At 73.8% G+C, this 24,836-nt stretch carries 21 protein-coding genes; 11 read left to right on the top strand and 10 right to left on the bottom strand.

The window, feature by feature from the left end; all coding sequences use genetic code 11:
- The first annotated feature begins 64 nt into the window (after positions 1 to 64).
- The 4 genes from L2C96_RS04565 to L2C96_RS04580 are packed head-to-tail and all read left to right on the top strand — an operon-like array spanning position 65 to position 4,254.
- A complete protein-coding gene (locus tag L2C96_RS04565; RefSeq protein WP_237335263.1) occupies positions 65 to 1,471 on the top strand; it encodes an MFS transporter in 1,407 nt (468 codons plus the stop codon).
- Positions 1,468 to 2,757: an MFS transporter gene (locus L2C96_RS04570; RefSeq protein WP_237335264.1), complete on the top strand. Its 1,290-nt coding sequence runs from the start codon at positions 1,468 to 1,470 to the stop codon at positions 2,755 to 2,757. The genes L2C96_RS04565 and L2C96_RS04570 overlap by 4 nt, the downstream gene beginning before the upstream one ends.
- A complete protein-coding gene (locus L2C96_RS04575) occupies positions 2,744 to 3,517 on the top strand; it encodes an alpha/beta fold hydrolase (RefSeq protein WP_237335265.1) in 774 nt (257 codons plus the stop codon). Before L2C96_RS04570 ends, L2C96_RS04575 begins: the two co-directional genes overlap by 14 nt.
- Positions 3,511 to 4,254, top strand: a complete 744-nt coding sequence (locus L2C96_RS04580; protein WP_237335266.1) for an SDR family NAD(P)-dependent oxidoreductase — start codon at positions 3,511 to 3,513, stop codon at positions 4,252 to 4,254. Before L2C96_RS04575 ends, L2C96_RS04580 begins: the two co-directional genes overlap by 7 nt.
- On the opposite strand, the gene L2C96_RS04585 is transcribed toward L2C96_RS04580, so the two are convergent.
- Genes L2C96_RS04585 through L2C96_RS04595 form a run of 3 tightly spaced genes read right to left on the bottom strand, consistent with a single transcriptional unit; the run spans position 4,251 to position 7,047 of the window.
- Entirely contained in the window at positions 4,251 to 5,342 is a 1,092-nt protein-coding gene (locus L2C96_RS04585; RefSeq protein WP_237335267.1) for an aminotransferase class V-fold PLP-dependent enzyme, read from the bottom strand. The two genes, L2C96_RS04580 and L2C96_RS04585, sit on opposite strands and share 4 nt — an antisense overlap.
- A complete protein-coding gene (locus L2C96_RS04590) occupies positions 5,339 to 5,746 on the bottom strand; it encodes a RidA family protein (protein ID WP_123686148.1) in 408 nt (135 codons plus the stop codon). Before L2C96_RS04590 ends, L2C96_RS04585 begins: the two co-directional genes overlap by 4 nt.
- Positions 5,743 to 7,047: an aspartate aminotransferase family protein gene (locus L2C96_RS04595; RefSeq protein WP_237335268.1), complete on the bottom strand. Its 1,305-nt coding sequence runs from the start codon at positions 7,045 to 7,047 to the stop codon at positions 5,743 to 5,745. Before L2C96_RS04595 ends, L2C96_RS04590 begins: the two co-directional genes overlap by 4 nt.
- Positions 7,048 to 7,218: 171 nt before the next feature.
- Here L2C96_RS04595 and L2C96_RS04600 point away from each other — a divergent pair, with 171 nt between their 5' ends.
- Genes L2C96_RS04600 through L2C96_RS04630 form a run of 7 tightly spaced genes read left to right on the top strand, consistent with a single transcriptional unit; the run spans position 7,219 to position 14,131 of the window.
- Complete coding sequence (locus tag L2C96_RS04600; protein WP_237335269.1) at positions 7,219 to 8,457, top strand: M20 family metallopeptidase; 1,239 nt, start codon at positions 7,219 to 7,221, stop codon at positions 8,455 to 8,457.
- Positions 8,450 to 9,271 carry an IclR family transcriptional regulator gene (locus tag L2C96_RS04605; protein WP_123686145.1) on the top strand — a complete coding sequence of 274 codons (822 nt, stop codon included), beginning with the start codon at positions 8,450 to 8,452 and terminating at the stop codon, positions 9,269 to 9,271. Before L2C96_RS04600 ends, L2C96_RS04605 begins: the two co-directional genes overlap by 8 nt.
- Positions 9,268 to 10,011, top strand: coding sequence for an SDR family NAD(P)-dependent oxidoreductase (locus L2C96_RS04610; protein WP_237335270.1), 744 nt, complete (start codon positions 9,268 to 9,270; stop codon positions 10,009 to 10,011). Before L2C96_RS04605 ends, L2C96_RS04610 begins: the two co-directional genes overlap by 4 nt.
- 45 nt (positions 10,012 to 10,056) lie before the next feature.
- Entirely contained in the window at positions 10,057 to 11,013 is a 957-nt protein-coding gene (locus L2C96_RS04615; protein ID WP_237335271.1) for a thiamine pyrophosphate-dependent dehydrogenase E1 component subunit alpha, read from the top strand.
- Complete coding sequence (locus tag L2C96_RS04620) at positions 11,006 to 11,989, top strand: alpha-ketoacid dehydrogenase subunit beta (RefSeq protein ID WP_237335272.1); 984 nt, start codon at positions 11,006 to 11,008, stop codon at positions 11,987 to 11,989. The genes L2C96_RS04615 and L2C96_RS04620 overlap by 8 nt, the downstream gene beginning before the upstream one ends.
- 8 nt (positions 11,990 to 11,997) lie before the next feature.
- A complete protein-coding gene (locus L2C96_RS04625; protein WP_237335273.1) occupies positions 11,998 to 12,804 on the top strand; it encodes an acetoacetate decarboxylase family protein in 807 nt (268 codons plus the stop codon).
- A 7-nt stretch (positions 12,805 to 12,811) separates the two neighbouring features.
- A complete protein-coding gene (locus tag L2C96_RS04630) occupies positions 12,812 to 14,131 on the top strand; it encodes an MFS transporter (RefSeq protein ID WP_237335274.1) in 1,320 nt (439 codons plus the stop codon).
- Between the two features lie 43 nt (positions 14,132 to 14,174).
- Here the strand turns inward: L2C96_RS04630 and L2C96_RS04635 are convergent, their stop codons facing one another.
- From L2C96_RS04635 to L2C96_RS04665, 7 genes are read right to left on the bottom strand one after another with little or no spacing between them, the layout of a single operon-like run.
- Positions 14,175 to 15,791, bottom strand: a complete 1,617-nt coding sequence (locus L2C96_RS04635; RefSeq protein WP_237335275.1) for a PucR family transcriptional regulator — start codon at positions 15,789 to 15,791, stop codon at positions 14,175 to 14,177.
- A 25-nt stretch (positions 15,792 to 15,816) separates the two neighbouring features.
- The gene (menC, locus tag L2C96_RS04640) at positions 15,817 to 16,923 is read right to left on the bottom strand and encodes an o-succinylbenzoate synthase (RefSeq protein WP_237335276.1); all 1,107 of its coding nucleotides are present in this window, start codon (positions 16,921 to 16,923) and stop codon (positions 15,817 to 15,819) included.
- Complete coding sequence (locus L2C96_RS04645; protein ID WP_237335277.1) at positions 16,920 to 17,759, bottom strand: GNAT family N-acetyltransferase; 840 nt, start codon at positions 17,757 to 17,759, stop codon at positions 16,920 to 16,922. The genes menC and L2C96_RS04645 overlap by 4 nt, the downstream gene beginning before the upstream one ends.
- The gene (locus L2C96_RS04650; RefSeq protein ID WP_237335338.1) at positions 17,756 to 18,844 is read right to left on the bottom strand and encodes a M20 family metallopeptidase; all 1,089 of its coding nucleotides are present in this window, start codon (positions 18,842 to 18,844) and stop codon (positions 17,756 to 17,758) included. The genes L2C96_RS04645 and L2C96_RS04650 overlap by 4 nt, the downstream gene beginning before the upstream one ends.
- A 26-nt stretch (positions 18,845 to 18,870) precedes the next feature.
- Positions 18,871 to 22,173 (bottom strand): serine hydrolase, encoded by a 3,303-nt coding sequence (locus tag L2C96_RS04655; RefSeq protein WP_237335278.1) that lies wholly within the window; start codon positions 22,171 to 22,173, stop codon positions 18,871 to 18,873.
- A complete protein-coding gene (locus tag L2C96_RS04660; protein ID WP_237335279.1) occupies positions 22,170 to 22,970 on the bottom strand; it encodes an ABC transporter ATP-binding protein in 801 nt (266 codons plus the stop codon). The genes L2C96_RS04655 and L2C96_RS04660 overlap by 4 nt, the downstream gene beginning before the upstream one ends.
- Positions 22,967 to 24,835 carry a dipeptide/oligopeptide/nickel ABC transporter permease/ATP-binding protein gene (locus L2C96_RS04665; protein ID WP_237335280.1) on the bottom strand — a complete coding sequence of 623 codons (1,869 nt, stop codon included), beginning with the start codon at positions 24,833 to 24,835 and terminating at the stop codon, positions 22,967 to 22,969. The genes L2C96_RS04660 and L2C96_RS04665 overlap by 4 nt, the downstream gene beginning before the upstream one ends.
- Position 24,836: the final 1 nt, after the last annotated feature.

Below are 24,836 nucleotides of genomic sequence, written 5' to 3' on the forward strand. Positions count from 1 at the left end.
CCACTCCCCCACGCGACCCGGCCCGTCCGGGCGTTCCCCCCTGCCCTCTGCCCTGGAGGCCGCCATGTCCACCGGCACCATCCTCGCCCGGCTCGAACGGCTCCCGATGAGCCGCCCGCAGTACGGCATCCTCTTCGCGGGCGGCCTCGGCCACCTGTTCGAGGCGCTCGACATCGTGATCATCGGCTTCATGCTGCCGCACCTGAAAGCGGAGTTCGGTCTGGACAACGTCCAGATCGGCCTCATCGGCGGCGCCGCGCCGGTGGGCATGATCGTCGGCGCGATCCTGGCCGGCGTGGTCGGCGACCGGTTCGGCCGCAAACGCGTGATGCTCTACGCGTTGCTGCTGTTCTGCGCCGCGTCGATCTCGCTCGCCTTCGCCAATGGGTTCGCGTTCATCCTCGTGGTCCGCGTGATCGGCGGGCTCGGCGCGGGCGCGGAGGCCGCCATCGTGTCGCCCTACATCTCCGAGTTCGCGACCGGGCACAACCGTGGCCGGTTCGTCAGCGGAGTGACGTTGTTCTTCTCGCTCGGCAACGTGGCCGCGGCGGTGCTCGGTTCGCTGGTCGTGCCGTTGGACGGCGGATGGCGCATCGCCGCGGTGATCTGCGGCCTGCCGGTGCTGGTCCTGCTGTGGTGGCGGCGCTCCCTGCCGGAGTCGCCGCGGTGGCTGCTCAGCCAGGGACGCGTGGCCGAGGCGGACGCCGTGGTGACCCGTCTGGAGGAGCGGGTGATCGCCGCCCGCCGCGGCGCGGCCCTGCCGCCGGTGCCGCCGGCGCAGGTCGTCGCACCGGCCGCGCCCGCGGTGTCCTGGTCGCCGCTGCAGGTGTGGCGTGGCGGTCTCGCGCGGGTGTCGGTGGCGACCTGGCTCGGCTCGTTCGTCTTCCTGTTCGCCTTCTTCGGGTTCTTCACCTGGATGCCGTCGCTGTTCCTGGAGATCGGGGTCGACCCCGGCGTGGCCGCCACCTACAGCTTCTTCCTCTTCGTGGCCCAGCCGATCGGGTACCTGACCGCGATCGCCGTCAGCGACCGGTTCGAGCGCCGCACGCTGCTGGTGATGTTCTTCGGCTTCGCCGCGCTCGCCTCGCTCGCGCTGGGGGTCGTACCACGTGACAGCATCGCCCTGCTGCTGATCGGGATGGCGTTGTCGATCTGCATCACCTGCATCTCCGGCATCGTGTTCCCGTACTGCTCGGAGGTCTACCCGACCGCCATCCGCGCCACCGGCGCCGGGCTCGCCTCGACGGCGGGCAACGCGGGCGGGCTCACCGCACCGGTCGTCATCGGCATGGCGTTCGGCTCGATCGGGTTCGGCGGCGTGTTCGCGGTGATGGCCGCGCTGCTGGCCGCGGGCGCGCTCGTCATCCGGCTGTTCGGCCCCCGCGTCACCGGCAAGACGCTGGAGCAGGTCTTCGCCGACGAGACCGCCCGGCCCGCCACGCCCAGCGCGCTCGAAGGGAGCGCGTCGTGACGCAGGCCCCCGTCCCGCGCGGGCGGATCTACTTCGCGACGGTCTTCGGCCACCTCGTCGAATGGTACGAGTTCTCGGTGTACGGCTTCGTGGCCGTCCACATCGGAGCGACGTTCTTCCCCGGCGCCGACCCGATGGCCCGGCTGCTGGCCACCTTCGGCGTGTTCGGCTTCACCTTCGGGTTCCGCCCGCTGGGCGCCCTGTTCTTCGGCCCGCTGGCCGACCGCATCGGCCGTCGTCCGGTGCTGGTCACGGTGCTGCTGCTGATGTGCGGGTCGACGTTCGCGATCGGGCTGCTGCCCGGGTACGCCACGCTCGGCATCGCGGCGCCGGTGCTGCTCGTCGTGTTGCGCGGGCTGCAGAACTTCTCCACCGGCGGCGAGTTCGGCAGCGTCGGGGCGTTCATGATCGAGCACGCCCCGCCAGGGCGGCGCGGGTACGCCACCAGCTGGCTGATGTTCTCCGCCGTGGTCGGGTTCGTGATCGGCAGCCTGGTGGTCGTCTCGCTGGCCGCGGCGCTCGGTGACGCGGCGATGGCCGCGTGGGGCTGGCGGATCCCGTTCCTCGTCGCCGGTCCGCTGGGCATCGTCGGCCTCTACATCCGGCTGCGCCTGGAGGACACGCCGGAGTTCCGCGCGCTTGCCGACCGGCACGAGGTGGCGCAGTCGCCGCTGCGGGAGGCGTTGCGGTACCGGCGGGAGATCCTGACCGTGGCCGGGCTGGCCGGCCTGCACACGACCGCGTTCTACCTGGTGCTGACGTTCATGGTGTCGTACCTGACGCAGACCGTCCGGTTCGGCACCGGGCTGGCGCTCACCGCGACGCTCGCCGGCGCGGTCGCCGCACTGGTGCCGATGCCGTTCGTGTCGGCGTGGTCGGACCGGATCGGGCGCCGGCCGGTCCTGATCACGCTCTCCGCGGCGATCGCCGTGCTGGCGGTGCCGGTGCTCGCGGTCATCCGAAGTTCCCCGGCCGGCGCGATCGCCGGGCAGGTCGTGCTCGGGTCGCTGATGGGGGCGCTGGTGTCGACCACGCTGGTGTCGATGACGGAGATCTTCCCGCCGCGGGTGCGCTCGGCCGGTTCGTCGTTCGCCTACACCATTTCCGCGGCGCTGATCGGCGGCACGGCGCCGTTCGTGTCGACGTGGCTGATCGGCGCGACCGGCAGTTCGCTGGCGCCCGCCGGGTACCTGGCCGCGACGGCGCTGCTGGCCTTGGTGGCCGCTGTGTGCTTCCGGGAGCGGGTGGTTCCATCGGTGAAGGGAGAAGTCCATGTTGGACAGTGACATCCTCGACCGCGGCGAGGGACCGGCCGTGGTGTTCAGCCACGGCACGCTGCTCGACCGCACCATGTTCGACCCGCAGATCGCGGCACTGGCCGGGGCGTACCGGACGATCGCCTACACCAGCCGGGCGGGCACGTCCCGCTACGGCACCGAACGCTCGCTGGACGACCTGGTCGCCGACTGCCTCGACCTGGTGGACGGCATCGACCGGTTCGTGCTGGTCGGCATGTCGGTGGGCGGGTTCATGGCGATCGAGCTCGCGCTCAAGCACCCGGATCGCCTGGCCGGACTGGTGCTGGTGTCCACCATGGCCGACGCGTACACGCCGGAGGAACGCGCACGGTTCGGGGCGCTGCTGGAGCCGATGGACACCGAGGAGCCGATCAGCGCGGAGTTCGCCGAGGCGTTCGTGCCGGTGATCTTCGGGCCGCGGACGATCGCGGAGAACCCGGAGCACGTGCGGCGGTGGGTGCGGAAGTGGCGGGCGCGCCCGTCGCGCTCCGTGTGGGGCGAGTACCGGTCGTGGATCGACCGCGAGGACCGGCTCGGGCAGCTGGCCGAGATCACCGTGCCGACGCTGATCATCCACGGCGAGGACGACGGCGGGATCCCGATCGCCCGCGCGGAGGCGATGCACGCCCGCCTGCCGGGGTCGGAGTTCGTGCGCGTCGCGGACAGCGGGCACCTGGTGACCGAGGAGCAGCCCGAGGTGGTCAACCAGGCGCTGCGGAGGTTCGTCGACGGGATCGCGCCGTGGTGAGCGCCGAGCTGGATGGCCAGGTCGCGATCGTGACCGGCGGCGCGCGTGGCATCGGCGCCGCGATCGTGCGGTCGCTGGCGGACGCCGGTGCGGCGGTGGTGATCGCGGGCGGGCGCGAAACCGACGGACGCGCCCTCGCCGCCGAACTGGGCGACCGGGTGGTCTACGAGCCGCACGACGTCGGCTGCGAACACTCGTGGGACCGGCTCCTCCAGGCCACGGTCGCGCGGCTCGGCCCGCCCGCGATCCTGGTCAACAACGCCGGGATCTACCGGCCGGGCCCAGACGTGACCGGGACGGCGCCGGAGGACTTCGACGAGCACTACCGGGTCAACCAGCGCGGCCCCTTCCTCGGGATGCGGGCCGCGGGCGCGGTGATGAAGACGGCGGGTGGCGGGGCGATCGTGAACATCTCCTCGATCGCCTCGCACCGGCCGTATCCCGGGCAGATCGCCTACTCCACCACCAAGTGGGCGGTGCGGGGCATGACGAAGTGCGCCGCGGTGGAGCTGGGCGCCCACGGGGTTCGCGTCAACTCGGTGCACCCCGGGTTCATCGACACCGGGATGCTGGACGTCATCACCGAGGAGTGGAACGCCCAGGTCCTCGCGGCGACGCCGCTGGGGCGGCGCGGGCTGGCCGAGGAGGTCGCGGCGACCGTGCTCTTCCTGGTCTCCCCGGCCAGCGCCTTCGTCACCGGCGCGGAGTTCGTCGTGGACGGCGGGCTCGCTTCCTAGCGGGCCTGCGCGGCGGCGAGGGCCCGCACCGCGGCCGCCACGTCGGACTCGTGGTTGAAGTAGTGGAATCCGAACCGGACCCGGTCGCCCAGTGCGGTGGCGCGCACGCCGTGCCCGGCCAGCGACCGGGCGATCCGGTCGGCGTCCGCGGTGGCCAGGACGACGATGTGCGAACCCGGTCCACTGTGGACCCGCCGAAGGCCGAGTGCCGCTGCCTCGCCGGTCAGCTGCCCGGCCAGGCCGAGCACATGCCGCTCCACCGCGGCCGGGTCCAGCTGGTGGAACAGGCGCAGCGCAGCACAGGCGCCCAGCCAGGAGAACCACGCCGGTGAGGCGTCGCAGCGTGCGGCGTCCGGTGCGAGGTCCAGGTCGCCGCCGAAGTAGCCGTGCGGGGCGGCGGTCGACTTCCAGCCGGGCGCCAGCGGCCGCAGCCCGGCCACCCGGTCCGGCCGCGCCACCAGCCATGCCGCGCCCCGCGGGCACAGCATCCACTTGTAGCCGTGCACCGCGAGGTAGTCGGGCGCCACGGCCGGGTCGAACCGCAGCGCGCCGAGCGACTGGGTGAGGTTGACGAACAGGCGCGCCCCGACCCGGTCGGTCGCGGCGCGCAACGCGGGAAGGTCCAGCCGCTGCCCTTCGCGGCTGGTCACCTCGCTCACCGCCAGCAGCGCCACGTCCTCGTCGAGCGCAGCGATCAGGTCCTCGGCCCGGGTCACGCCGTCCCGCGCCGGGACGCTCACCACGTCGTGCCGCGCCAGCCAGGGGAACCGGTTGCTGCGGAAGTCCTGCTCCGCCACCACGACCCGGCCACGGGGCAGGGACGCGGCGACGGTCGCGGCGGCCTCGGCGAGCGAGGACACTGTGGCGACCGTGCCCGGCGGGACGCCGAGAAACCCGGCGAACAGCTCCCGCGCATCGCCGGCGGCAGAGTCCCAGGCGAGCCAGTCGAACCCGCCGGAGGACCACGCGTCGAGCACCTCGCGCATCGCGGTCACCACCGGCTCCGCCCCCGGCGGCGCGCCCGGCGTGTCCAGCCACACCTGGTCGCGCAGCGCGGGGAACAGCGCCCGGAACTCGGCGGGCGTCACCGGGGCACCGCGGCCATGGCCTCGACCTCCACCAGGATGTCCGGCCGCGCGAGCGCGGCCGCCACGATCAGCGACTGGGCCGGCCAGTCGCCGTCCGGGTACCAGCGGGTGAAGGTCCGCTTCACCACGGACCGGAAGCCGGTCAGGTGCTCGGTGCCGGCCACCATGCTGAACACCTTGACCAGGTGCCGCGGCTGCGCGCCCGCCGCGGCGAGGAGCCGTTCGAGGTTGGCGAACATCGCCTCGGTCTGGGCTTCGGCGTCGGCACCGGCGAGCGAGCCGTCGGGCAGCACGCCGACCTGCCCGGAGATCACCACGAGCTCGTGCCCGGGCGGAACGTGCGCCAGGTGGCTGTACATCCCGATCGGGGCGGCGACAGTGTCCGGGTTCCAGCGCTTGATCATGCGTTCTCCTCGGTTCGTTCCACAGTGGTGAGGACCTCGCGCAGCACGGCGAGCGCCTCGTCCGCCTCGGCGACGGTGACGGTCATCGGCGGGGTGACCCGCAGGACGTTGCCGTGCAGGCCGCCGCGGCCGATCAGCAGTCCCCGCTGCCGGGCGGCCTCCAGCACGCGCAGGGTCGCGGCCACGGCCGGTTCGCGGGTGCCGGGCACGACGAGTTCCACGCCGATCATCAGCCCCATCCCGCGGACCTCGCCGACGAGCGGGCAGCCGTCCGCGATCGCGCGCAGGCCCGTCATCAGGTGCTCGCCGACCTTGTCGGCGTTCGCCTGCAGGTCGTGCGAGAGCAGGTAGTCCAGGGTCGCGACACCGGCGGCCGTGGCGAGCGGGTTGCCCCCGGCGGTGGAGATCGAGTTCGCGCCGAGGCAGTCCATCAGCCCGGTGGGCGCGACGACCCCGCCGATCGCGACGCCGTTGCCCAGGCCCTTGGCGAAGGTGATGGCGTCCGGGGTCACGCCGGAACCCGGCATGGCGAAGAACGACCGGCCGGTGCGCCCCCACCCGGACTGGACCTCGTCGGAGATCAGCAGGATGCCGTAGTCGTCGAGCACGGCCTTCATCGCCGGGAAGAATCCCTCCGGCGGGGTGGCGAACCCGCCCGCGCCCTGGACCGGCTCGGCCAGCAGGCACGCCACGTCCCCGGCGGTGGAGGTCTCGATGATCGTGCGCAGCTCGTCGGCGCAGGCCGCCACGAACGCGGCGTCGTCCAGGTGACCGAAGGGGCTGCGGTAGCGGTAGCCGCTGTGCACGTAGGTGACCGCGAGCGGGCTGAGCGCGGTGGCCGACCAGCCGCGGATCCCGGTGGCCGCGACCGTGCCGAAGGACCGGCCGTGGTAGCTGCCACGCAGCGCGAGCACCTGGTGCGACCGGCGCCGCTGCGTGGCCAGCAGCAGCGCCGTCTCGACGGCCTCGGTGCCGGAGTTGACGAAGAAGACCTTCGCGTCGGGCAGGCCGGACAGCTTCGCGATCCGCTCGGCGAGCTCGACCTGGCTGCGGATGAGGTACAGCGTCGAGGAGTGCAGCAGACGCCCGGCCTGCGCGCGGATCGCCTCGGTGATCTCCGGGATGTCGTGGCCGACCATGGTGGCGAGCAGCCCGCCGAAGAAGTCGAGGTACTCGCGGCCCTCGCCGTCGGTCACGCGGCGCCCTGAGCCGCGGACCAGTTCGATCGGCTCGTCGTAGTAGAGCTGCATCCAGGACGGCATGACCTGGCGGTGGCGCTGCCACAACTCGGCGTGGGGCACGGGCTCCTCCTTCGGCGGATGGCGACGCCTGCGCACGCTAGGGCGGCCGCCCGGACGGGCTCACCGTCGCCGGGCGCGAATTTCAAATAGTTGAAAAACGGGTTCACTCTGATGCAATGGGCGCCTCCAGGGCCGCACAGTGTCGGCCAGCCCAGCAAGCAGGAGGTGACCATGCCGCGACCGACCGACGCCGACGTGACGGCCCGTGTCGACGCCCTGGCCGAGGACATGCTGTCGTTCCTGGCCGCCACCGTGCGGGACCCGAGCGAGAGCGGGTGGGAGGACCGGGTCACCGGCCGGTACGCCGACTGGTTCGCCGCCCGCGGCTGGCCGGTGACGCGGCAGCCGCTCGAGGAGGCCTCCGGGGAGCCGCGGGCCGCGCAGCGGGAGAACCTGATCGCCTGGTACCCCGGCCGCCGCGGCCTGCCGTGCGTGGTCCTCAACGGCCACGTCGACGTGGTGCCCGCCGGCGACGAGCAGGCGTGGTCCCGGCCGCCCTACTCCGGTGACCGGGACGGCGGCCTGGTGCACGGGCGCGGCTCGGTCGACATGAAGGGCGGCATCGCGGCCGGGCTGTACGCGCTCGCCGCACTCGACGAAGCCGGGGTGGACCTGCCGTTCGACGTGGCGGTGCAGCTCGTCGTCGCCGAGGAGACCACCGGGGCGGGCACGCGGGCGGCGGTGCACCAGGCGCCGGACCCGGCGGCCGCGCTGGTGCTGGAGCCCACCGGCGGGGCGATCGTGCCGGTCAGCACCGGTCTGCTGTTCTTCACCGTCGAGGTCACCGGCGTCGCCGCGCACACCTCGGCCCCGTGGCGCGGGGTGGACGCGTTCGACAAGCTGATCCGCGTCCGCGAGGCGCTGGCCGAGCTGGCGCGCAAACGCGGCGCGGCCTACCGGCACCCGCTGTTCGCCGACGTGCCGACCGCGATCCCGATCGCGATCGGCACCGCCCTGGCGGGCAGCTGGCGCGCCGCGGTGCCCGACCACGCGACCATGTCCGGCCGGATCGGGCTGATGCCCGGCGAGCCTCCGGGCGAGCTGCGCCGGGAGGTGGAGCGCGTGCTCGCCGAGGTCGCCGCGACCGACGACTGGCTGCGGGACCACCCGCCGTCCGTGCGCTGGGACCACGAGGGACTGCCCGGATGGGAGACCCCGGCCGACCACCCGCTGATCACCGCGCTCCGGTTCGCGCAGCGGGAGTGCGCGGGCGCGGAGACGCTGACCGGCTTCACCGCCGGCTCCGACGCCGCGTACTTCGGCTCCCGGGGCGTGCCGACGGCGATCTTCGGCCCCGGTGATGTGACCCGGGCGCACGCGCCGGACGAGTGCGTGGCCGAAGCCGACGTGGTGCGGGCCGCCAAGGTGCTGGCGCTGACGCTGGCCAGGCTGGTGGTGCGCGATGGGTGAGCAGCGCACGACCGTCCTGCACACGCTGGAGCGCGGGCTGCAGGTCCTGGAGGCCGTCGCGGCCGCGGACGGGACCGCCACCGCGAAGGTGCTCGGGCGGCAGCTCGGCATTAAGATCGGCACCTGCTACCACCTGCTGCGCACGCTGGTCGCCAGCGGGCACGTGGTCCGGCTGCCGGGCGGGTACTACGACGTGGGCCCGAAGGCGGCGTCGCTGAGCCGCCACCTGCAACGGCGGTCGGGGCCCTCCCCGGAGCTCGCGGTCATCCTCACGCGCCTGCACAACAAGACGCGCGAGACCTCCTACATCTCCGGCTGGAACCACGGCACGCTGATCCTGCAGCACTACATCTCGGGCCTGCACACGCTGTCCGTGGGCAACCTCGACGTGGGCTACACCGGGCACATGCACGCCCGCGCCTCCTGCAAGGCGGTGCTGGCGTTCCTGCCGGAGGAGCAGGTCGCGGCGATGTTCGCGGGCGTGCCGCTGGAGGCGGTCACCGCGCACACGATCACCGACTTCGACGCGCTCACCGTGGACCTGGCCACCTCCCGCCGCCGCGGTTATGCCCTGGACCTGGAGGAGTTCAGCGACGGCGTCTGCTGCGTGTCCGCGCCGTTCTTCGGCGAGAACGGGATGCCGGCCGGGGCGTTCACCGTGTCCGTGCCGCAGTCCCGGTTCACCGAGCGCCGGTCGTGGCTGATCGCGGAGGTGCGGGAGGCGGCGGCGATGGCGACCGGGCTGCTGCGCACCGGCCGGCTGACCGTGCCCTCGCCCGACGCGCCGGCGCGCACCGACCGGGAGGTCTCGTGAGGACGCTGGACTCCGCCCGGGCCGTGGTCACCGGCGCCGGGCGCGGGATCGGGCGCGCGATCGCGGTGCGGCTGGCGGCCTCCGGGGCGTCCGTGGCGGTGGTGGACGCCGACCTCGGCGGCGAGGTCGTGCCGGAGGTCGCCGCCCAGGGTGTGGACGTGATGGGCCTGCGCTGCGACGTGACCGACCCGGCCGCGGTGGACGCGTCGATCGGCGCGGTGGTCGACGCGTGGGGCGGGGTGGACGTGCTGGTCTGCAACGCCGGCGGCGGGACCGGCCCGATCCACGGCAACCGTGCATCCGAAGTGGACCTCGGTGAGCTGGAGGCCGTGCTGCGGCTCAACCTCTACGGCACGATCCACTGCTGCCGGGCCGTCGCCGGTCCGATGCGGGCGCAGGGCCGCGGCAGCATCGTCACGATGAGTTCGATCAACGGGCTCGCGCCCACCGCGGACGGCGGCTACGCCCACTACGGCGTCGCCAAGGCGGCGGTGGCGCAGTACACCCGGTACCTGGCGCGCGACCTGCGCCCGCACGGCATCCGGGTCAACTCGGTGGCCCCCGGCCCGATCGGCACCGCCCGGCTGCGCGCCCGCTACGCCGAAGCCGGCGAAGACCTCGAGGCGGCAGGCGAACCCGGCGACGTCGCCGGTGTCGTGGAGTTCCTGGCCGGGCCGGCCGCCCGGCACGTCACCGGACAGGTCCTCACCGTCGACGGCGGCCTGCTCGGCCACGCCTGAACGAAACAGCTTTCCGTCAGTCCGAAAAGGAGAGTGGGTACCCCCATGCCCGAAACCGCCGCACTGCTGGCCCATCTGGAATCGATGTGGCGCATCCGGTCCTTCGAAGAGGAGGTCACGCGCCTGCGCGCCACCGGCGACATCGTCGGCTCGGTGCACCTGTGCAACGGCCAGGAAGCGATCTACACCGGTGCGTGCGCCGCGCTCGACCTCACCCGCGACGCCGTGTTCCCCACCTACCGGGGTCACGGCTGGACGCTGGCCTGCGGCGCGCCGCCCCGCGCCCTGTTCGCCGAGCTGCTCGGCCGCGCCACCGGGATCAACGGCGGCCGGGGCGGGTCGGCCTACCTCACCGCGCCCGACTATGGGATGTACGGCGAGAACTCCATCGTCGGCGCGGGCGCGCCGATCGCCGCGGGCGCCGCGCTGGCCGCCACGTTCGACGGGTCCGGCCGGGTGGCGCTGGCCGCGTTCGGCGACGGCGCGATGAACCAGGGCGCGGTGCACGAGGCGATGAACTTCGCCGCCGTCCGGTCGCTGCCGGTGATCTTCCTGGTGGAGAACAACCACTACTCCGAGCTCACCCCGATCGCCGACATGGTGCGCGTGGACCGGTTGTTCAAACGCGCCTCCGCCTACGGGTTCCCGGGCGCGCGCATCGACGGCAACGACCCCGAGGCGGTGCGCCAGGCCGTTGCCGAAGCCGCCCGCCGCGCCCGCTCCGGGGCCGGCCCGGTGCTGCTGGAGGCGATGACCCAGCGCATCGTCGGCCACTACATCGGCGACGCGCAGCACTACCGCCCCGCCGGGGACCTGGACGCCGCGCTCGCCGCGGAACCGATCGGCAGGCTGACCGGCGAACTGCTCGCCCTCGGCGTCGCCCAGTCCGAACTGGACGAGCTCACGGCGCGGGTGGACCGCGAGATCGCCGACGCCGCCGCCCGCGCCCTGGCCGATCCTCTCGCCGACCCCTCGACCGTTCTGGAGCACCTGTATGCCTGAGACGAAGAACCTCTCCTACGCCGAATCCGTCAACGCCGCGCTGCGCCGCGCGCTCGCCGAACGGCCGGAAGCGCTGCTGTTCGGTGAGGACGTCGGCGCTCCCGGCGGGGTGTTCGGCGTGACGAAGGGCCTGCGCAAGGAGTTCGGCGAGCGCGTGTTCGACACCCCGATCTCGGAATCGGCCATCCTCGGCGGCGCGGTCGGCGCCGCGATGTTCGGCCGCCGTCCCATCGCGGAGATCATGTGGGCCGACTTCTCCCTGGTCGCGTTCGACCAGCTGGTCAACCAGGCCGCCAACGTCCGCTACGTCTCACGCGGCACGCTGTCCGCGCCGCTGACCGTGCGCACCCAGCAGGGCAACGCGCCCGGGGCGTGCGCGCAGCATTCGCAGTCGCTGGAGGCGTTGTTCGCCCACGTGCCCGGGCTGCGGGTGTGCCTGCCCGCCACCCACCAGGACGCCTACGACCTGCTGCTGTCCGCGATCTGGTGTGACGACCCGGTGATCGTGATCGAGAACCGCACGCTCTACCACGCGGGCAAGCAGGAGGTCCGGCTCGGCGGCGAGGTGCGGCCGATCGGCGGCGCGGCGGTGCGACGGCCCGGCCGGGACGTCACGGTGCTCACCTGGGGCGCGATGCAGCACCGGGTGCTGGAGGCGGCCGGGCGGCTGGCCGCGGACGGCATCGACGCCGAGGTGATCGACGCCCGCTGGGTCCGCCCGCTCGACCTGGACACCGTGCTGGACAGCGTGCGCCGCACCGGGCGGCTGGTGGTCGCTCACGAGGCGCACACCGTCGGCGGGGTGGGTGGTGAAGTGGTCGCCGCCGTCGCCGAGGCGGGAGTACCGCTGCGCTGCCCGCCGGTGCGGGTCGGCACGCCCGACACCCGCATCCCGTCCGCGCCCGGCCTCGCCGCCGCCGTGATCCCGTCGGCCGAGGTGATCGCCGAAGCCATCACCAAGTCCGTACGCGCCTAGGAGGAGCCGTGACCGAACCCGTCGTCGCCATGCCCCCGTTCGCGCCGCTGTACGGCGTGGGCACCGAGTCGGTGCGGCTGCGCTGGCTCACCGTCGAGTACCGCACCGACCCGCAGGCCGTGGCGAGCCTGCTGCCCGCGCCGCTGGCGGCGACGCCGGACCCGCTGGTCGGGATCTGGGTCGCCGAGTTCCTCGGCGCCGGGTTCCACCTGCCCGACGGCACCGTCGAGCAGCGGCCGCCGTACCTGCAGGCCGGGATCAGCGTGCGCTGCCAGCGCCACGGCGAGGTCGGCGCCTACCCGCTCACGTTCTTCATCGAGGGCCTCAACCACGGGACCCTCGGCCGGGAGATCTTCGGGCTGCCCAAGAAGCAGGCCCGCGCCGTCACCCTCACCGAGGAGGGCGGCGCGGTCACCGGCCGCATCGTCACCGCCAACGACATCGAGATCGTCACCGTCCGGGCGAGGGCCACCGCACCCGCGGGCCCGCTCGACCCGGTTCCCGCCTGGTTCGGCAACCACTTCGCGCTCAAGCTGATCCCCAGCGCGGAGGGCACCGGCTACGACGTCAGCCGCCTGGTGCGGATCCCGTTCCGCACCTCCGAGCCGGGCGGCGCGTGGGACGGCACGGCCGAAGTGACCCTCCGGCCCTCCACCGCGGACCCCGTCCAGCTGCTGCCGTGCCGGGAGGTGGTGTCCGCCCGCTACGGCGGGATCCGCCTCGACATCGGCTTCGGCACCTACCTCGACCACGTCGACCACGTCCCCGTCGCGGGGACACCGCACTGGGGCAGCGTCGCCCCGGCAGGAGAGTGAGCACACCATGAGCGTCCAGACCCAGCCGCAGGCCGGCTCCGGAGTCGGCATCACGCCGGCGCAACGGAAATCGATCGTCGCCGCGTGCATCGGCAACTTCATCGAGTGGTACGAGTTCGTGCTGTACGGGTACTTCGCGTCCACCATCGCGAAGTTGTTCTTCCCCGCCGGTGACCCGACCGCGGCGCTGCTGCTGACGTTCGCGTTGTTCGGCGTGAGCTTCGTGGTGCGGCCACTGGGCGGGGTGGTGTTCGGTTACATCGGCGACCGCTACGGCAGGCGCGGCGCGTTGTCGGCGATCATCCTGCTGATCTCGCTGGGCACCGCGTTGATGGCGCTGGTGCCGCCGTACGCCTCGATCGGGGTCGCCGCGCCGGTGCTGATCCTGGTGCTGCGCCTGGCGCAGGGCCTGTCCGCGGGTGGCGAGTGGACCGGGGCGGTGGCGTACGTGATCGAAACCGCCCCCGCCGGGCGGCGCGCCTACTACGGCAGCTGGCAGACGATCACGATCGTGCTCGGCATGATGGTGGCCAGCCTGTCCGCGCTGCTGTTCACCGAGGTGCTCTCCCCCGCCGCGCTGGAGTCGTGGGGCTGGCGGATCCCGTTCCTGATCGCGTTGCCGCTCGGTCTGATCGGGCTCTACATGCGACTGCGGCTGGACGAGACGCCGGAGTTCGCGCAGGTGGCCGCTAGCGGCGAGCACGAACGCGCCCCGCTGCGCGCCACCCTGCGGCACGACTGGCGGTCGATCCTGCGGATCGCCGCGCTGGTGTGCTCGCCGACGATGTGCACCTACGTGCTGCTGGTGTACGGGCCCACGTTCCTGGCCACCGAGCTGAAGGTGCCCGCCGCGCAGGCGAAGCTGGCCGGGTTCGCCGCGATGGTCGTGATGATGGTGCTGACCGTGGTGTTCGCGCGCCTGTGCGACCGCGTCGGGCGCAAGCCGTTCCTGATCGCCGGGGCGATCTGGGTGCTGGTCACCGCGCCGCTGGGATTCCTGCTGCTGCACCGGTTGTCGTTCGGGTTGCTGGTGGCGGGCCTGGCGCTCGTGGTGATCGGCGAGGCGCTGATGCTGGCGCCGCAGCCGGCGATCTTCGCCGAGCTGTTCCCCACCGCCCGCCGGTACAGCGGGGTCGGCATCGGTTACAACATCGGTGTGGTGCTCTTCGGCGGCGCGGGCCCGCTGGTCGCCACCGCGATCGTGGAGGCGACGCAGAGCACCTACGCCCCCGCGGGGTATCTGGCGTGCGGCGCGCTGATCAGCCTCATCGCGGCGATCTTCACGCCGGAGACGCTGCGGCGCGACAGTACTTCCACCGCAAGCTGAACCACCGGAAGCCCCCGCAGCCGGGCTGCGGGGGCTTCCGGCGTCAGCGGGGCGCGATCACGCGCAGCTGCAGCATCGCCGCGAACCGGGCCTCCGGGTCGGACAGGTCCAGCTGCGCGACCTCGGCCAGGCGCCGCAGCCGGTAGCGGAAGGTGTTGGGGTGCACGTAGACCGCGCTAGCGGCCGCGTTCACGTCCCCGAAGGCGTCCAGCCACGCGCGCAGCGTCTCGACCAGGTTGGTGTTGTGCTGCCGGTCGTAGTCGAACAACCGCGCGACCGGGCCGGTCGGGCGGTCGCCCCGCGCGGCGACCAGGTCGCGCAGTTCCAGCAGCAGCGCCTCGACCTGGACGTCGGCCAGGCGGGCGACCCGGCGGCCGGTGCGCGGTTCCGCCCGCAGCACCCGCAGCGCCCGGTCCGCGCTGGCCCTGGCGCCGGCCAGTGCCGGGACGTCCTCGGCGACCGGTCCGATCGCGACGACCGCGGGCACCCGCTCCCCCACCCGGTCCAGGAATTCCGTCGCGATGGACACCGCCCACTGCTCGCCGTCGCCCTCGCCCTCCACCGGGACCAGCCCGTAGGCCACGTCCCCGACGAGGGCGCTCGCGGCACGCGGGTGCACCGCGGTCAGGTGCATCGCGAGACCGTCGCTCACCCGTTGGAGTTCGGTCGCCACCCCGGCGTCGTCCCGCTCGCCGGGGCCGCGGTCGGCGAGCGCGAGCGCGAGCACCACCACCGGACGGCCGGCCAGCCCCAGCCGGGACATGGCCTCGCGTGCTCCGGCGCCGCCTTCGAGCGCGGTGCTGAGCAGTTCGGTTCGCAGGCGGCGGGACACGTCGGTGCCCGCGCGAACGCGCAGCATGTGCAGCGCGACGAGCCGGGCCGCCTCCCGCAGCGCCTGCTCGCGCTCCGCGCTGAGCGGTTCCCGCACCGCCGCCCAGATCGAGCCGAGCACCTCGTCACCGGCCCGCACGGCGACGGCGACCCGCGGCATCGTCAGGCCGTCGAGGTTCACCAGCGCGTCGACGTAGACGAGCCGGTCGCTGCGGTACAGCTCGCGGAACACGCCCCGGTCGGTGAGCATCCGGGCGAAGCGTTCCGGCACCTGCCGTCCCAGGATCGTCTCCACCCGGGACGGGTCGGCTTCGTCCTGGCGGCCGGAGAACGCCAGCACCCGCGAGCGCGGGTCCTCGATCGTCACCGGCGCGTCGATCAGCTCCGCGATCGCGTTGGCCACCGCGAACAGGTCGCCGGAGGGCACGCCGCCCAGCATCTCCGGCTCGGCCTGACCGACGTCGCCCTCGGCGAGCAGCGCCCGCAGCATCGCGGCCAGCTGCGCCCAGGACGCCCCGCGCGTCAGGCCCAGCAACACCACGCCGGTCTCGTCGACGGCGGCAGTGACCTCCGCCGGCACGGCGACCGGCGCGCGCACCACCAGCCCCGCCGCCTCCTGCTTGCCGAGCCCGCGCAGCAGGCGGACGATGTCCGCCTGCTCGCGGACGCCCACGCCGAGCACGAGCGCGTGGCGGGGCAGCACGGGTTCCTCGAACGGGTCGTGGATCGCGACGCCGCCGATGTCCCCGGCGCGGCCCGGGTCGCCGTGGACGAGGTCGAGCAGCGTGCCACCGAGGTCGTCGAGGACACGGACCACACCGGCGCTCACCGCGACGCCCCACCTCCTCGCCGGCTCAGCAGGCCACCCGCTCGGTCGCCGTCGTCACCTCGGCCAGCAGCTCCGGCACCGGCTCCACCCCGATGCCCGGCGCCGCGGGCACGTCCAGGTGCCCGCCGGAGAGCACGAACGGCTCGGTGATGTCGGTGCGATAGTAGCGGTCGGAGGCGGAGGTATCGCCGGGCAGCGTGAAGCCGGGCAGCGCGGCGAGCGCGAGGTTGGCGGCGCGGCCCAGCCCGGATTCGAGCATGCCGCCGCACCACACCGGCACCCCGTGAGCGGCGCACACGTCGTGCACCCGGCGGGCTTCCAGGTAGCCGCCGACCCGGCCGGGTTTGATGTTGACGACCTGGCACGCGCCGAGCGCGATCGCGTCCGCGGCCGACTTCGCCGACACGATCGACTCGTCCAGGCACACCGGCGTGGCCAGCCGCTTGGCGAGTTCCGCGTGGCCGAGCACGTCCTCCTCGTCCAGTGGCTGCTCGATCAGCAGCAGCCCGAACGGGTCGAGCCGGGCCAGGTGGCGCGCGTCGGCGAGCGTGTACGCGGTGTTGGCGTCGACCTGCAGCAGCACGTCGTCGCCGAAGCGTTCCCGGACCGCCCGCACCGGCTCGACGTCCCACCCTGGCTGGATCTTGAGCTTGATCCGCACGTACCCGGCGTCGAGGTAGCCGCCGACGGTGTCGAGCAGTTCGCCGACCGAGCCCATGATCCCGACCGACACCCCGCACGGCACCCGGTCGCGCACCGCGCCCAGTTCCCGCGCCAGCGGGCGGCCTTCGGCGCGCAGCTCGGCGTCGAGCACCGCCATCTCCAGCGCGGCCTTGGCCATGCGGTGCCCCTTGAACGGCGCCAGCACCCGGCCCACCGCGGTGGCATCGAGGTGGTCGGCCTCCGCGAGCGCGGGCACGAAGAACCGCCGCAGCACGTCGGCCGCGCCGTCCACGTACTCCGGCGAGTAGAGCGGGTCGGCCAGTGCGCCGCATTCGCCCCAGCCCACGGCCTCGTCCGTCTCGACCCGCACCAGCAGGATGTCGCGGGCGGTCTGCGTGCCGAACGAGGTCCGGAACGGAGCCACCAGCGGCATCTCGATGCGGCGCAGTTCCACTCCGGTCAGTTTCACGCGCTGTCCTCCTTCGCCACGCGGGTGACGACGTACCACCCGGTCTTGTCGAATCCCGCGACGCGCGCGCCCTCGGCCAGCAACGTGCCGAGCGTGTCGCGCACCGCGATCCGCCACCGCCGCGCCAGGCGCGGGTCCGCGCGGCGCAGCGTCTCGATGTCCCGCGGCGCGGCGACCAGCAGGGCCGGCCCGTCGAGACTGCCGAGGCGGGGCGTGTCGTTCTCCGCGCCGAGTGCCACGACCGCGCCGGGCGGCACGCTGACGCGCCGGGGTGTGCCGTCGCAGGCCGCTTCGACCTCGGGGGCGCCGATGCGCCAGTGCACGAGCAGCCGGTCGGTGTCGTCGTCACCGTTGATGTGGTCGTGCATCCCGCCGTAGAAGTTCGGCAGGTACTCCACGGCCTCGGCGGCGAGCTTGCCGAGGTTGAAGTAGGCGTTGCGGCTCACCAGCGGATCGAAGGTCCACTCGATCACCGAGATCCCCCGCGGCAGCGCCCAGGCCCGCTGGTGCAGCTTGAGCGCCAGCCCGACGCTGCGCCCGGCCATCACCGGGGACACGCCCGCGATGTGGCTGTGCATCACGCCAGGCGTGCCGAAGAACCCGACGCAGGCGCCCACCAGCTCGTCCCCGACGAAGGCGCCGGAGACGTAGTTGCCCGCCTTGGTCAGCGCGCGCATGAGTTCGGTGGTCACCGGCGGGTTGGCCGGATCGGGCCGCCAGATCAGGTCGAACAGCCGGTACACCGCCTCCAGCTCGGGCAGTTCGGCGACCTCGCGGACGCGGACGCCCGCCGCGACCGCCGCCTTGGCCGCGGCCTCCTCGGGACTGGTCCTCACCGGCGCACGTCCGTCAGCAGGTCGGCGACCAGGGCCGACACCAGCGCGGTGCGGCCGGGCAGCTCGCCGATCCGCACGTGCTCGGTATCGGCGTGCGCGCCGCCGCCGACGGCACCCAGCCCGTCGAGGGTGGGCACCCCGGCGCCCGCGGTGAAGTTGCCGTCCGAGGCGCCCCCGACCGCGGCGGCCGCCAGCGGCGGCAGACCGAGCGTGGCCGCCACCTTCTGCGCGCGGGCGAACAGCGCGGCCGACGACTCCGCTTCCAACGGGGGCCGGTTCGGGCCGCCCAGCACCTCCACCACCGAACCCTCCACAACGGACTCCAGCGCCCGCATCCGCCCGTCCACCCTGGACTGCTCGGCCGCGCTGCGGACGCGCACGTCGACCGCGAACTGCCCGGCGGCGGGCACGGTGTTCGCCGTGGTGCCGGCGGACAGCACGGTCGGCGTCACGCTCGTGCCGCGCCCGGGGTCCGCGAGGCCCGCCACCGCCAGGATCTGGTGCGCCAGCTCGACGGTGGCGTTGACGCCGCGTTCCGGTTCCAGTCCGGCGTGCGCGGCCCGGCCCTTCACCTGGACCTGGTACAGCGACACGCCCTTGCGCTCGGTCTTGAGCGCCCCGCCGTCGGCGGAGGCCTCCAGCACCAGCGCGGCGGCGCAGCCCGCGGCCTCGTCCTCGATCAGGGCGCGCGAGCTGGGCGAGCCCAGCTCCTCGTCGCCGGTGATCAGGATGGTCACCCCGGCCCGGTCGCCGAGCGCGGCGACGGCGTGCAGTGCCATCACCACCCCGGCCTTCATGTCGAAGCAGCCGGGCCCGCGCAGCACATCGCCCTCCACTGTGTACGGATGCGTGGCCAGGGAACCCAGCGGCCACACGGTGTCGTGGTGGCCGAGCAGCAGGACCCGCGCGGGGCCAGGGCCGAAGCGCCAGCGCAGGTGCGTCCACCCGTCGCGGACGACCTTCTCCGGCGGCACCCCGAGGAGCCGCTCGCCGAGGCGCGCGAGCGAGTCCGCGCTCGCGGCCACCGCCGCGTGGTCCGACGACGGCGATTCGCAGGTGACCAGCCGCTCGATGTCGTCGAGCATCGCGGGCAGGTCCGGGAACGGCATGCTCACACCACCTTCGGTGTGGCCCGCACGCCGTGGTGCACGTACCGCTCACCGGTGGGCAGCGAGTAGAACGTGACCGGCATCCAGGACTCCATCTGCGGGATCCACACCACGAACAGGTCGTCGTCGACGGCGACCAGCTCGTACTCCTCGACCGGGTCGGGCACGAGCTCGGCCAGCTCGCCGGTGACGGTGGTGCGCAGCTTCGGTGTGTCCCCGTCGAGGAACACCTCCATGCGGGTGCTCGCGCGCTCGTACGTGCCCAGGTGCGGGGTGATGTCGACGGCGACCGGCTCGTCCGGCGGCGCCAGCGGGTGTGGCACGGCGACGCCGGCCAGTTCGGCGAAGATCTCCCGGTACAGGTCCTCGTACAGGCCGCGGGTGTTGCCGCCGTTGGTGAGCAGCGTGACCGCGAGCCCCGCGGCGGGCAGCAGGCGCAGGAACGCGGCCTGCCCGATCGTGTTGCCGTCGTGCCCGAGCACCAGCTGCCCGTCCCAGTGCAGCCGGAACCAGCCGATGCCCCACGAGTCGGCCAGCGAGTGCTTGTCCGGCAGGTCGACCTGCTTGTCCGCCATCGCCGCGGCCGCTTCCGCGCTGAGCACGCGGGTGCCGTCGGCGGCCAGGCCGCCGGTCAGGTGCATTCGCGCGAACGCCAGCACGTCCGCCGCGGTGGAGTCGATGAGGCCGGCCGGGCCCGCGGAGCGCGGCAGCGTCCACACCGGCGCCGTGACCGGTTCCGGGGAGCCGACGTGGCCCACCGCGGCGCGGAACATCAGCGCCTCTTCGGGCAGCGTCACCGTGCGGGTCAGACCGAGCGGGGTGAACAGGCGCTCCCGCAGCGCGGCGTCCCACGTGCCGCCGGTGAGCTTCTCGATGACCCGTCCGGCCAGCGAGAACCCGGAGTTGCAGTAGGACCAGGTGGCGCCGAGCGGGTGGTTCTGCGCGACCTCGTCCAGCCGCGCCACGTACTTCTCCAGGCAGTCGTCGCCGCGGCCGGTGTCGGTGAAGACGTCGCCGTCGATGCCGCTCGTGTGGGTGAGCAGGTGGCGCATCGTCACCTGCTTGGTGGTGTCCGGGTCCGCCAGCCGCAGCTCCGGCAGCACGTCCGCCACGGGGGCGTCGAGGTCGAGCAGCCCCTCGTCGGCGAGCTGCATGGCGACGGTCGCCGTCCACACCTTGGAGATCGAGCCGATCTGGAACACCGAGTCCGTCGTGGCCGCGACACCGGTGTTCACGTTGAGCACCCCGTGGGCGGCCTGCACCACCTCGTCCTCGGCACCCAGGCGCAGGATCCCCAGCGCCGCACCGGGCACGTGGTGGCGTTCGGCGAGTTCGGTCAGGCGCCGCTGCCAGTGCGCGGCGTCCAGCGGCGGGCGGCGGCCGGGCGTGTGCCGCTCGACCCAGTCCACGACGCGCCGGTTGTAGTCGAGGCGGTGCGAGGGCCGTCCGTTGAGGATGAACGCGTGCGCGCCGCCCGGGTACAGCACCAGCCGGGTGGGCACGCCGCGCTCGCGCAGCGCGGTGTGCCACTGCTGTGCCTGGCCCACCGGGCAGAGCAGGTCGGCGCCGCCGTGCAGCACGAGCGTCGGCGTGCGGACCTGGTCGACCTTCGCCAGCGGCGACATCGCGGCGTAGGCATCGGGGTCGTCCCACGGCAGCGCGCCGAGTTCGTGCGCCGCCAGCAGGTGCCCCTCGTCCGAGGTGCCCGCCATGCTGGTCAGGTCGGTGACCACGCCCCCGGCGACGGCCGCGGCGAACCGGTCGTCGCGGCTGGTGAGGTAGCAGGTCATGAAGCCGCCGTAGCTGTACCCGGTGACCGCGAGCCGGTCCGGGTCGGCGACGCCTTCGGCGACGAGGTCGTCCAGCGGCTCCAGGAAGTCCTTGGCGTCGGCGGTGCCCCAGCCGCCGCGGACGGCGGTGAAGAACTCCTCGCCGTAGCCGTCGCTGCCGCGCGGGTTGAGCAGCAGCACGGTCCAGCCGCGGGCGACGAGTTCCTGGTGGTAGAAGTGGATTTCGTCGGCGCCGCCCTGCCACGCGTTGTGCGGTCCGCCGTGGATGTCGAGCAGCAGCGGCGCGGGGCCGGTGGTGGCCGGGTCGCGCAGCAGCCAGCCGTGCACGACGGTGCCGTCGGAGATGCGGAACTCCCGCTCCTGCGGGGTGACCAGCTCGATGCCCTCCGCCGTGTGTCCGGTGAGGACGGTCTCGGCGCCGGTGGACAGGTCGAGGCTGACGATTTCGCCGTAGGAGTCCGGCGTGGTGAGGACGACGGCCGCGGTGGTCCCCGCGACGCTCAGCCCGGCCACGGTCCGTCCGGCGCCGGTGAGCACCGGGCGCGGGGTGCCGCCGTCGACGGGCACCGAGTACAGGTGGGTGCAGCCGCGGTCGCGCACGCAGAACAGGACGCTGCGGCCGTCATCGGTGAGCTGTGGCCAGGCTCCGGGGTAGGCGGGACCGCCGGGCATCACGTTGCGGTCCAGCGCGGCGGCGAGGTTCACCGGATCGCCCCCGTCGAGCGGGATCCGGATCAGCCCGGCGTGGCTCTCCGGCCCGCGCTGGTTGCCGACGACGAGCAGCGCGCCGCCGTCCGCCGTCCACGTCAGCGCCGCGGCGAGCCCGTCGGCGAGACCCACCTCGCGCGGGGTGGCGGCGGGATCGGTCACGTCGAGCACGTGCACCGGGACCCGGATGGCGAGGTCGCGCTCGGCGCCGGTGGCGGCGGCGAAGGCCAGCTTGCCGCCGTCCGGCGACCACGCCGGATCCCCGGCGTGCCAGTCGCCGCTGGTCACCTGGCGGCAGTCGCCGGTGGCGACGTCCACGACGTGCAGGTGCGCGCGCTTGCCGCGCAGCACACCGGCGCCGTCGGCGTGGTAGTCGAGCCGGTCGGCGACGATGGGCGCGTGGTCGGCCTCGTCCGGGGTGAGGTCGACGGCCGCGGTGAACGCGATCTTCGTGCCGTCCGGGCTCCACACCGGCCGTCCCGCGCCCAGCGGCAACGAGGTGAGGCGCTCGGCCTCGCCGCCGCCGGCGGGCAGCAGCCAGACCTGCGGCGGCCCGTCCACCGCGCGCAGGAACGCGATGCGGCTGCCGTCGGGCGACCAGGCGGGTGCGGTGTCGGCCCGTCCGAGCGTCAACCGCCGCGCCCGCCCGGCGGGGACGTCGGCGCGCCACAGGCTGTGCACGTTCTCGTCGGCGGAGAGGTCGCTGCCGCGCAGGACGTAGACGACCGCGTCGCCCGAAGGGGACAGCGCGGGCTGCTCGGGCACGGTCAGGTCGGTCAGGTCCGTGATGCGCTGGCGTCGGGTCACCGGGTTCTCCTCTGTGCGCGAAGGGGTCGGACGGGCAGGGGCTCCTCGCCGGAGCCGGTGTCCGGATCGGACACGTCCCCACCGGAAGCGGCCGCGAGCAGCTCGCGGGTGTAGGGGTCCTCCGGTTCAGTGAGGACCCGGTCGGCGGGACCGTGTTCGACAATCCGGCCCCGGTACATCACGGCGATGAAGTCGCTGACGTAGCGCACCACCGCCAGGTCGTGCGAGATGAACAGCATCGACAACCCGGTCCGCTCCTGCAGGTCGCGCACGAGGTTGAGCACGGTGCCTTGCACCGAGACGTCGAGCGCGGAGGTGATCTCGTCGGCGATGATCACCTCCGGGCGCGCGGCGAGCGCCCGCGCCAGGGCCACGCGCTGGCGCTGCCCGCCGGAGAGCTGGGCGGGCCGCATCCCGGCGCGGTCCGCGGCGAGGCCGACCTGCGCCAGGAGGCGTTCAGCCTCGGCGCGCCGGTCGGTCCGGCCGCGCGGGATCGCCTCGGCGATCGAGGCGCCGATGGTCATCCGGGGGTCCAGCGCGGAGTACGGGTCCTGGAACACCATCTGCACCGGACCGGGCTGCCGGACCGGCCGTCCGCCGACGAGGATCCGCCCGGCGGTGACCGGCGCGAGGCCCACCGCGGCGCGGGCGAGGGTCGACTTGCCGGAGCCGGACTCGCCGACGAGACCGACGATCGCGCCGTCCGGCACGGTGAGGTCCACCCCGTCCACGGCGGTCGTACCGCGCCGCCGCGAGCCGTAGCGGACGGAGACGCCCTCGAAACGCAGTTCGCTCATCGCGCCTCCCCCACCCGGATCTGCTCGCGCGGCACGTCCACCACGGGGTGCCAGCACGCGACTCCGTGCACCAGTGGCGGCTCCTCGGTCGTGCACCGTTCGGTCGCCAGCGGGCAGCGCGGCGCGAAGGCACAGCCCGGCGGCAGGTCCGCGGGGTCGGCGGGACGGCCGGGGATGACGGCCATCGGCCGGTCGCGATCGGTCGTCATGTCCGGCACGGCGGCGAGCAGGGCCCGCGTGTACGGGTGCGCCGCCGAGTCCAGGTCCGCGGCCGGCAGGTCCTCCACGATCCGGCCCGCGTACATCACCAGCACCCGGTCGCACATCCGGCGGACCACCCCGATGTCGTGACTGATGAGCAGGATCGCGACGTCGTCGGCGGCGCGCACGTCGGCGAGCAGCCGCAGCACGCGGCCCTGCACGGTGACGTCGAGCGCCGTGGTCGGCTCGTCGGCGACGATCAGCGCGGGCGAGCACATCAGTCCCATGCCGATCATCGCGCGCTGCCGCATGCCGCCGGAGAACTCGTGCGGGTACTGCCGGGCCCGTCGCTCGGCGCCGGGCAGGCGCACCGCGCGCAGCCGGTCGACGGCACGCGCGAACGCCGCGCGGCGGGTCATTCCCCGGTGGTACCGGGCCACCTCGGCGAGCTGGTTGCCGACCCGCTGGGTGGGGTTGAACGAAGTCATCGGATCCTGGAAGACCATCGCGAAGGAGGTGCCGAGCAACTGCCGCCGCGCGCGGGTGTCCGCGCCGGGCAGCGACTGCCCGAGGAATTCCAGCCGGTCGGCGTGCACCCGGCCGGGTTCCTCGATCAGCTGGGCGACCGCGAGCGCGGTGAGGCTCTTGCCGGACCCCGATTCCCCGACGACGCCGACGGATTCACCGCGCGCCAGCGCGAAGCTCACGCCGCGCACCGGGGTGACCGGCCCGGGGAAGGTGACGTGCAGGTTCTCCACCGCCAGCACGGGATCCGCCGGCTGGGGTGCGGGGGCGGCCGCCGGTGGCGGTGCCGGCGCCTCCCGTCGCGGGTGCCGGGTGGTGTCGGCGCCGATCGCGGTGGCGACCGCCTCGCCGAAGAGGCTGAACGCGAGCCCGGCGACCACCACCGCCACCGTGGGCGCGAGCGCGGCGGCCGGGTGGAGGTAGAGCACGTCGAGACCGTCGCGAAGCAGGCGGCCCCAGTCGTAGTCCGGCGACTGCACGCCCAGGCCCAGGAACGACAGCCCGGCGAAGGCCAGCATCGTGCTGCCGGTCGTGATGGTCGCGTTGACGACCAGGGGTTCGGCGACGTTGGGCAGGATGTGCCGCCCCAGCAGGCGGAACCGGCCGACCCCGGCGATCCGCGCGGCGGAGACGTAGTCCAGCGCGGCGACGCGGGCCACCATCGTCCGGGTGAGCCGGGCGAACGCGGGCGCGATGGCCAGGCCGATGGCGAGCACGCTGCCGCGCGCGCCGACGCCGAAGATGACCGCGAAGAACAGCGCCAGCAGCAACCCGGGGAAGGCCACCGCGATGTCGACCACCGCGGACACCAGCCGTCCCGCGCGCTTGCCGAGCAGCACGGCGGCGGTGCCCAGCAGCAGGCCGACGGCCACGCCGATCGCGGTGGCGGCGAGCGCCAGCTCGACCGACAGCCGGGTGGCGACCAGCACGCGGAAGAAGATGTCGCGGCCGAGCCCGTCGGTGCCCATCCAGTGTTCGGCGGAGGGGCCGCGCAGGATCTGGTTCGTGTCCAGCGCCGCGGCCCGGTCCGCCCACAGCAGCGGCGCGAGCACCGCCAGCCCGAGCACGGCGACCACGACCACGGCGGCGCTCGCGCCCAGCGGGCGGCGCAGGGCCGCGCTCCAGTTCGACTTCGGCACG

The organism is Amycolatopsis tucumanensis, from assembly GCF_021654135.1.
Lineage (GTDB): Bacteria > Actinomycetota > Actinomycetes > Mycobacteriales > Pseudonocardiaceae > Amycolatopsis_E > Amycolatopsis_E tucumanensis.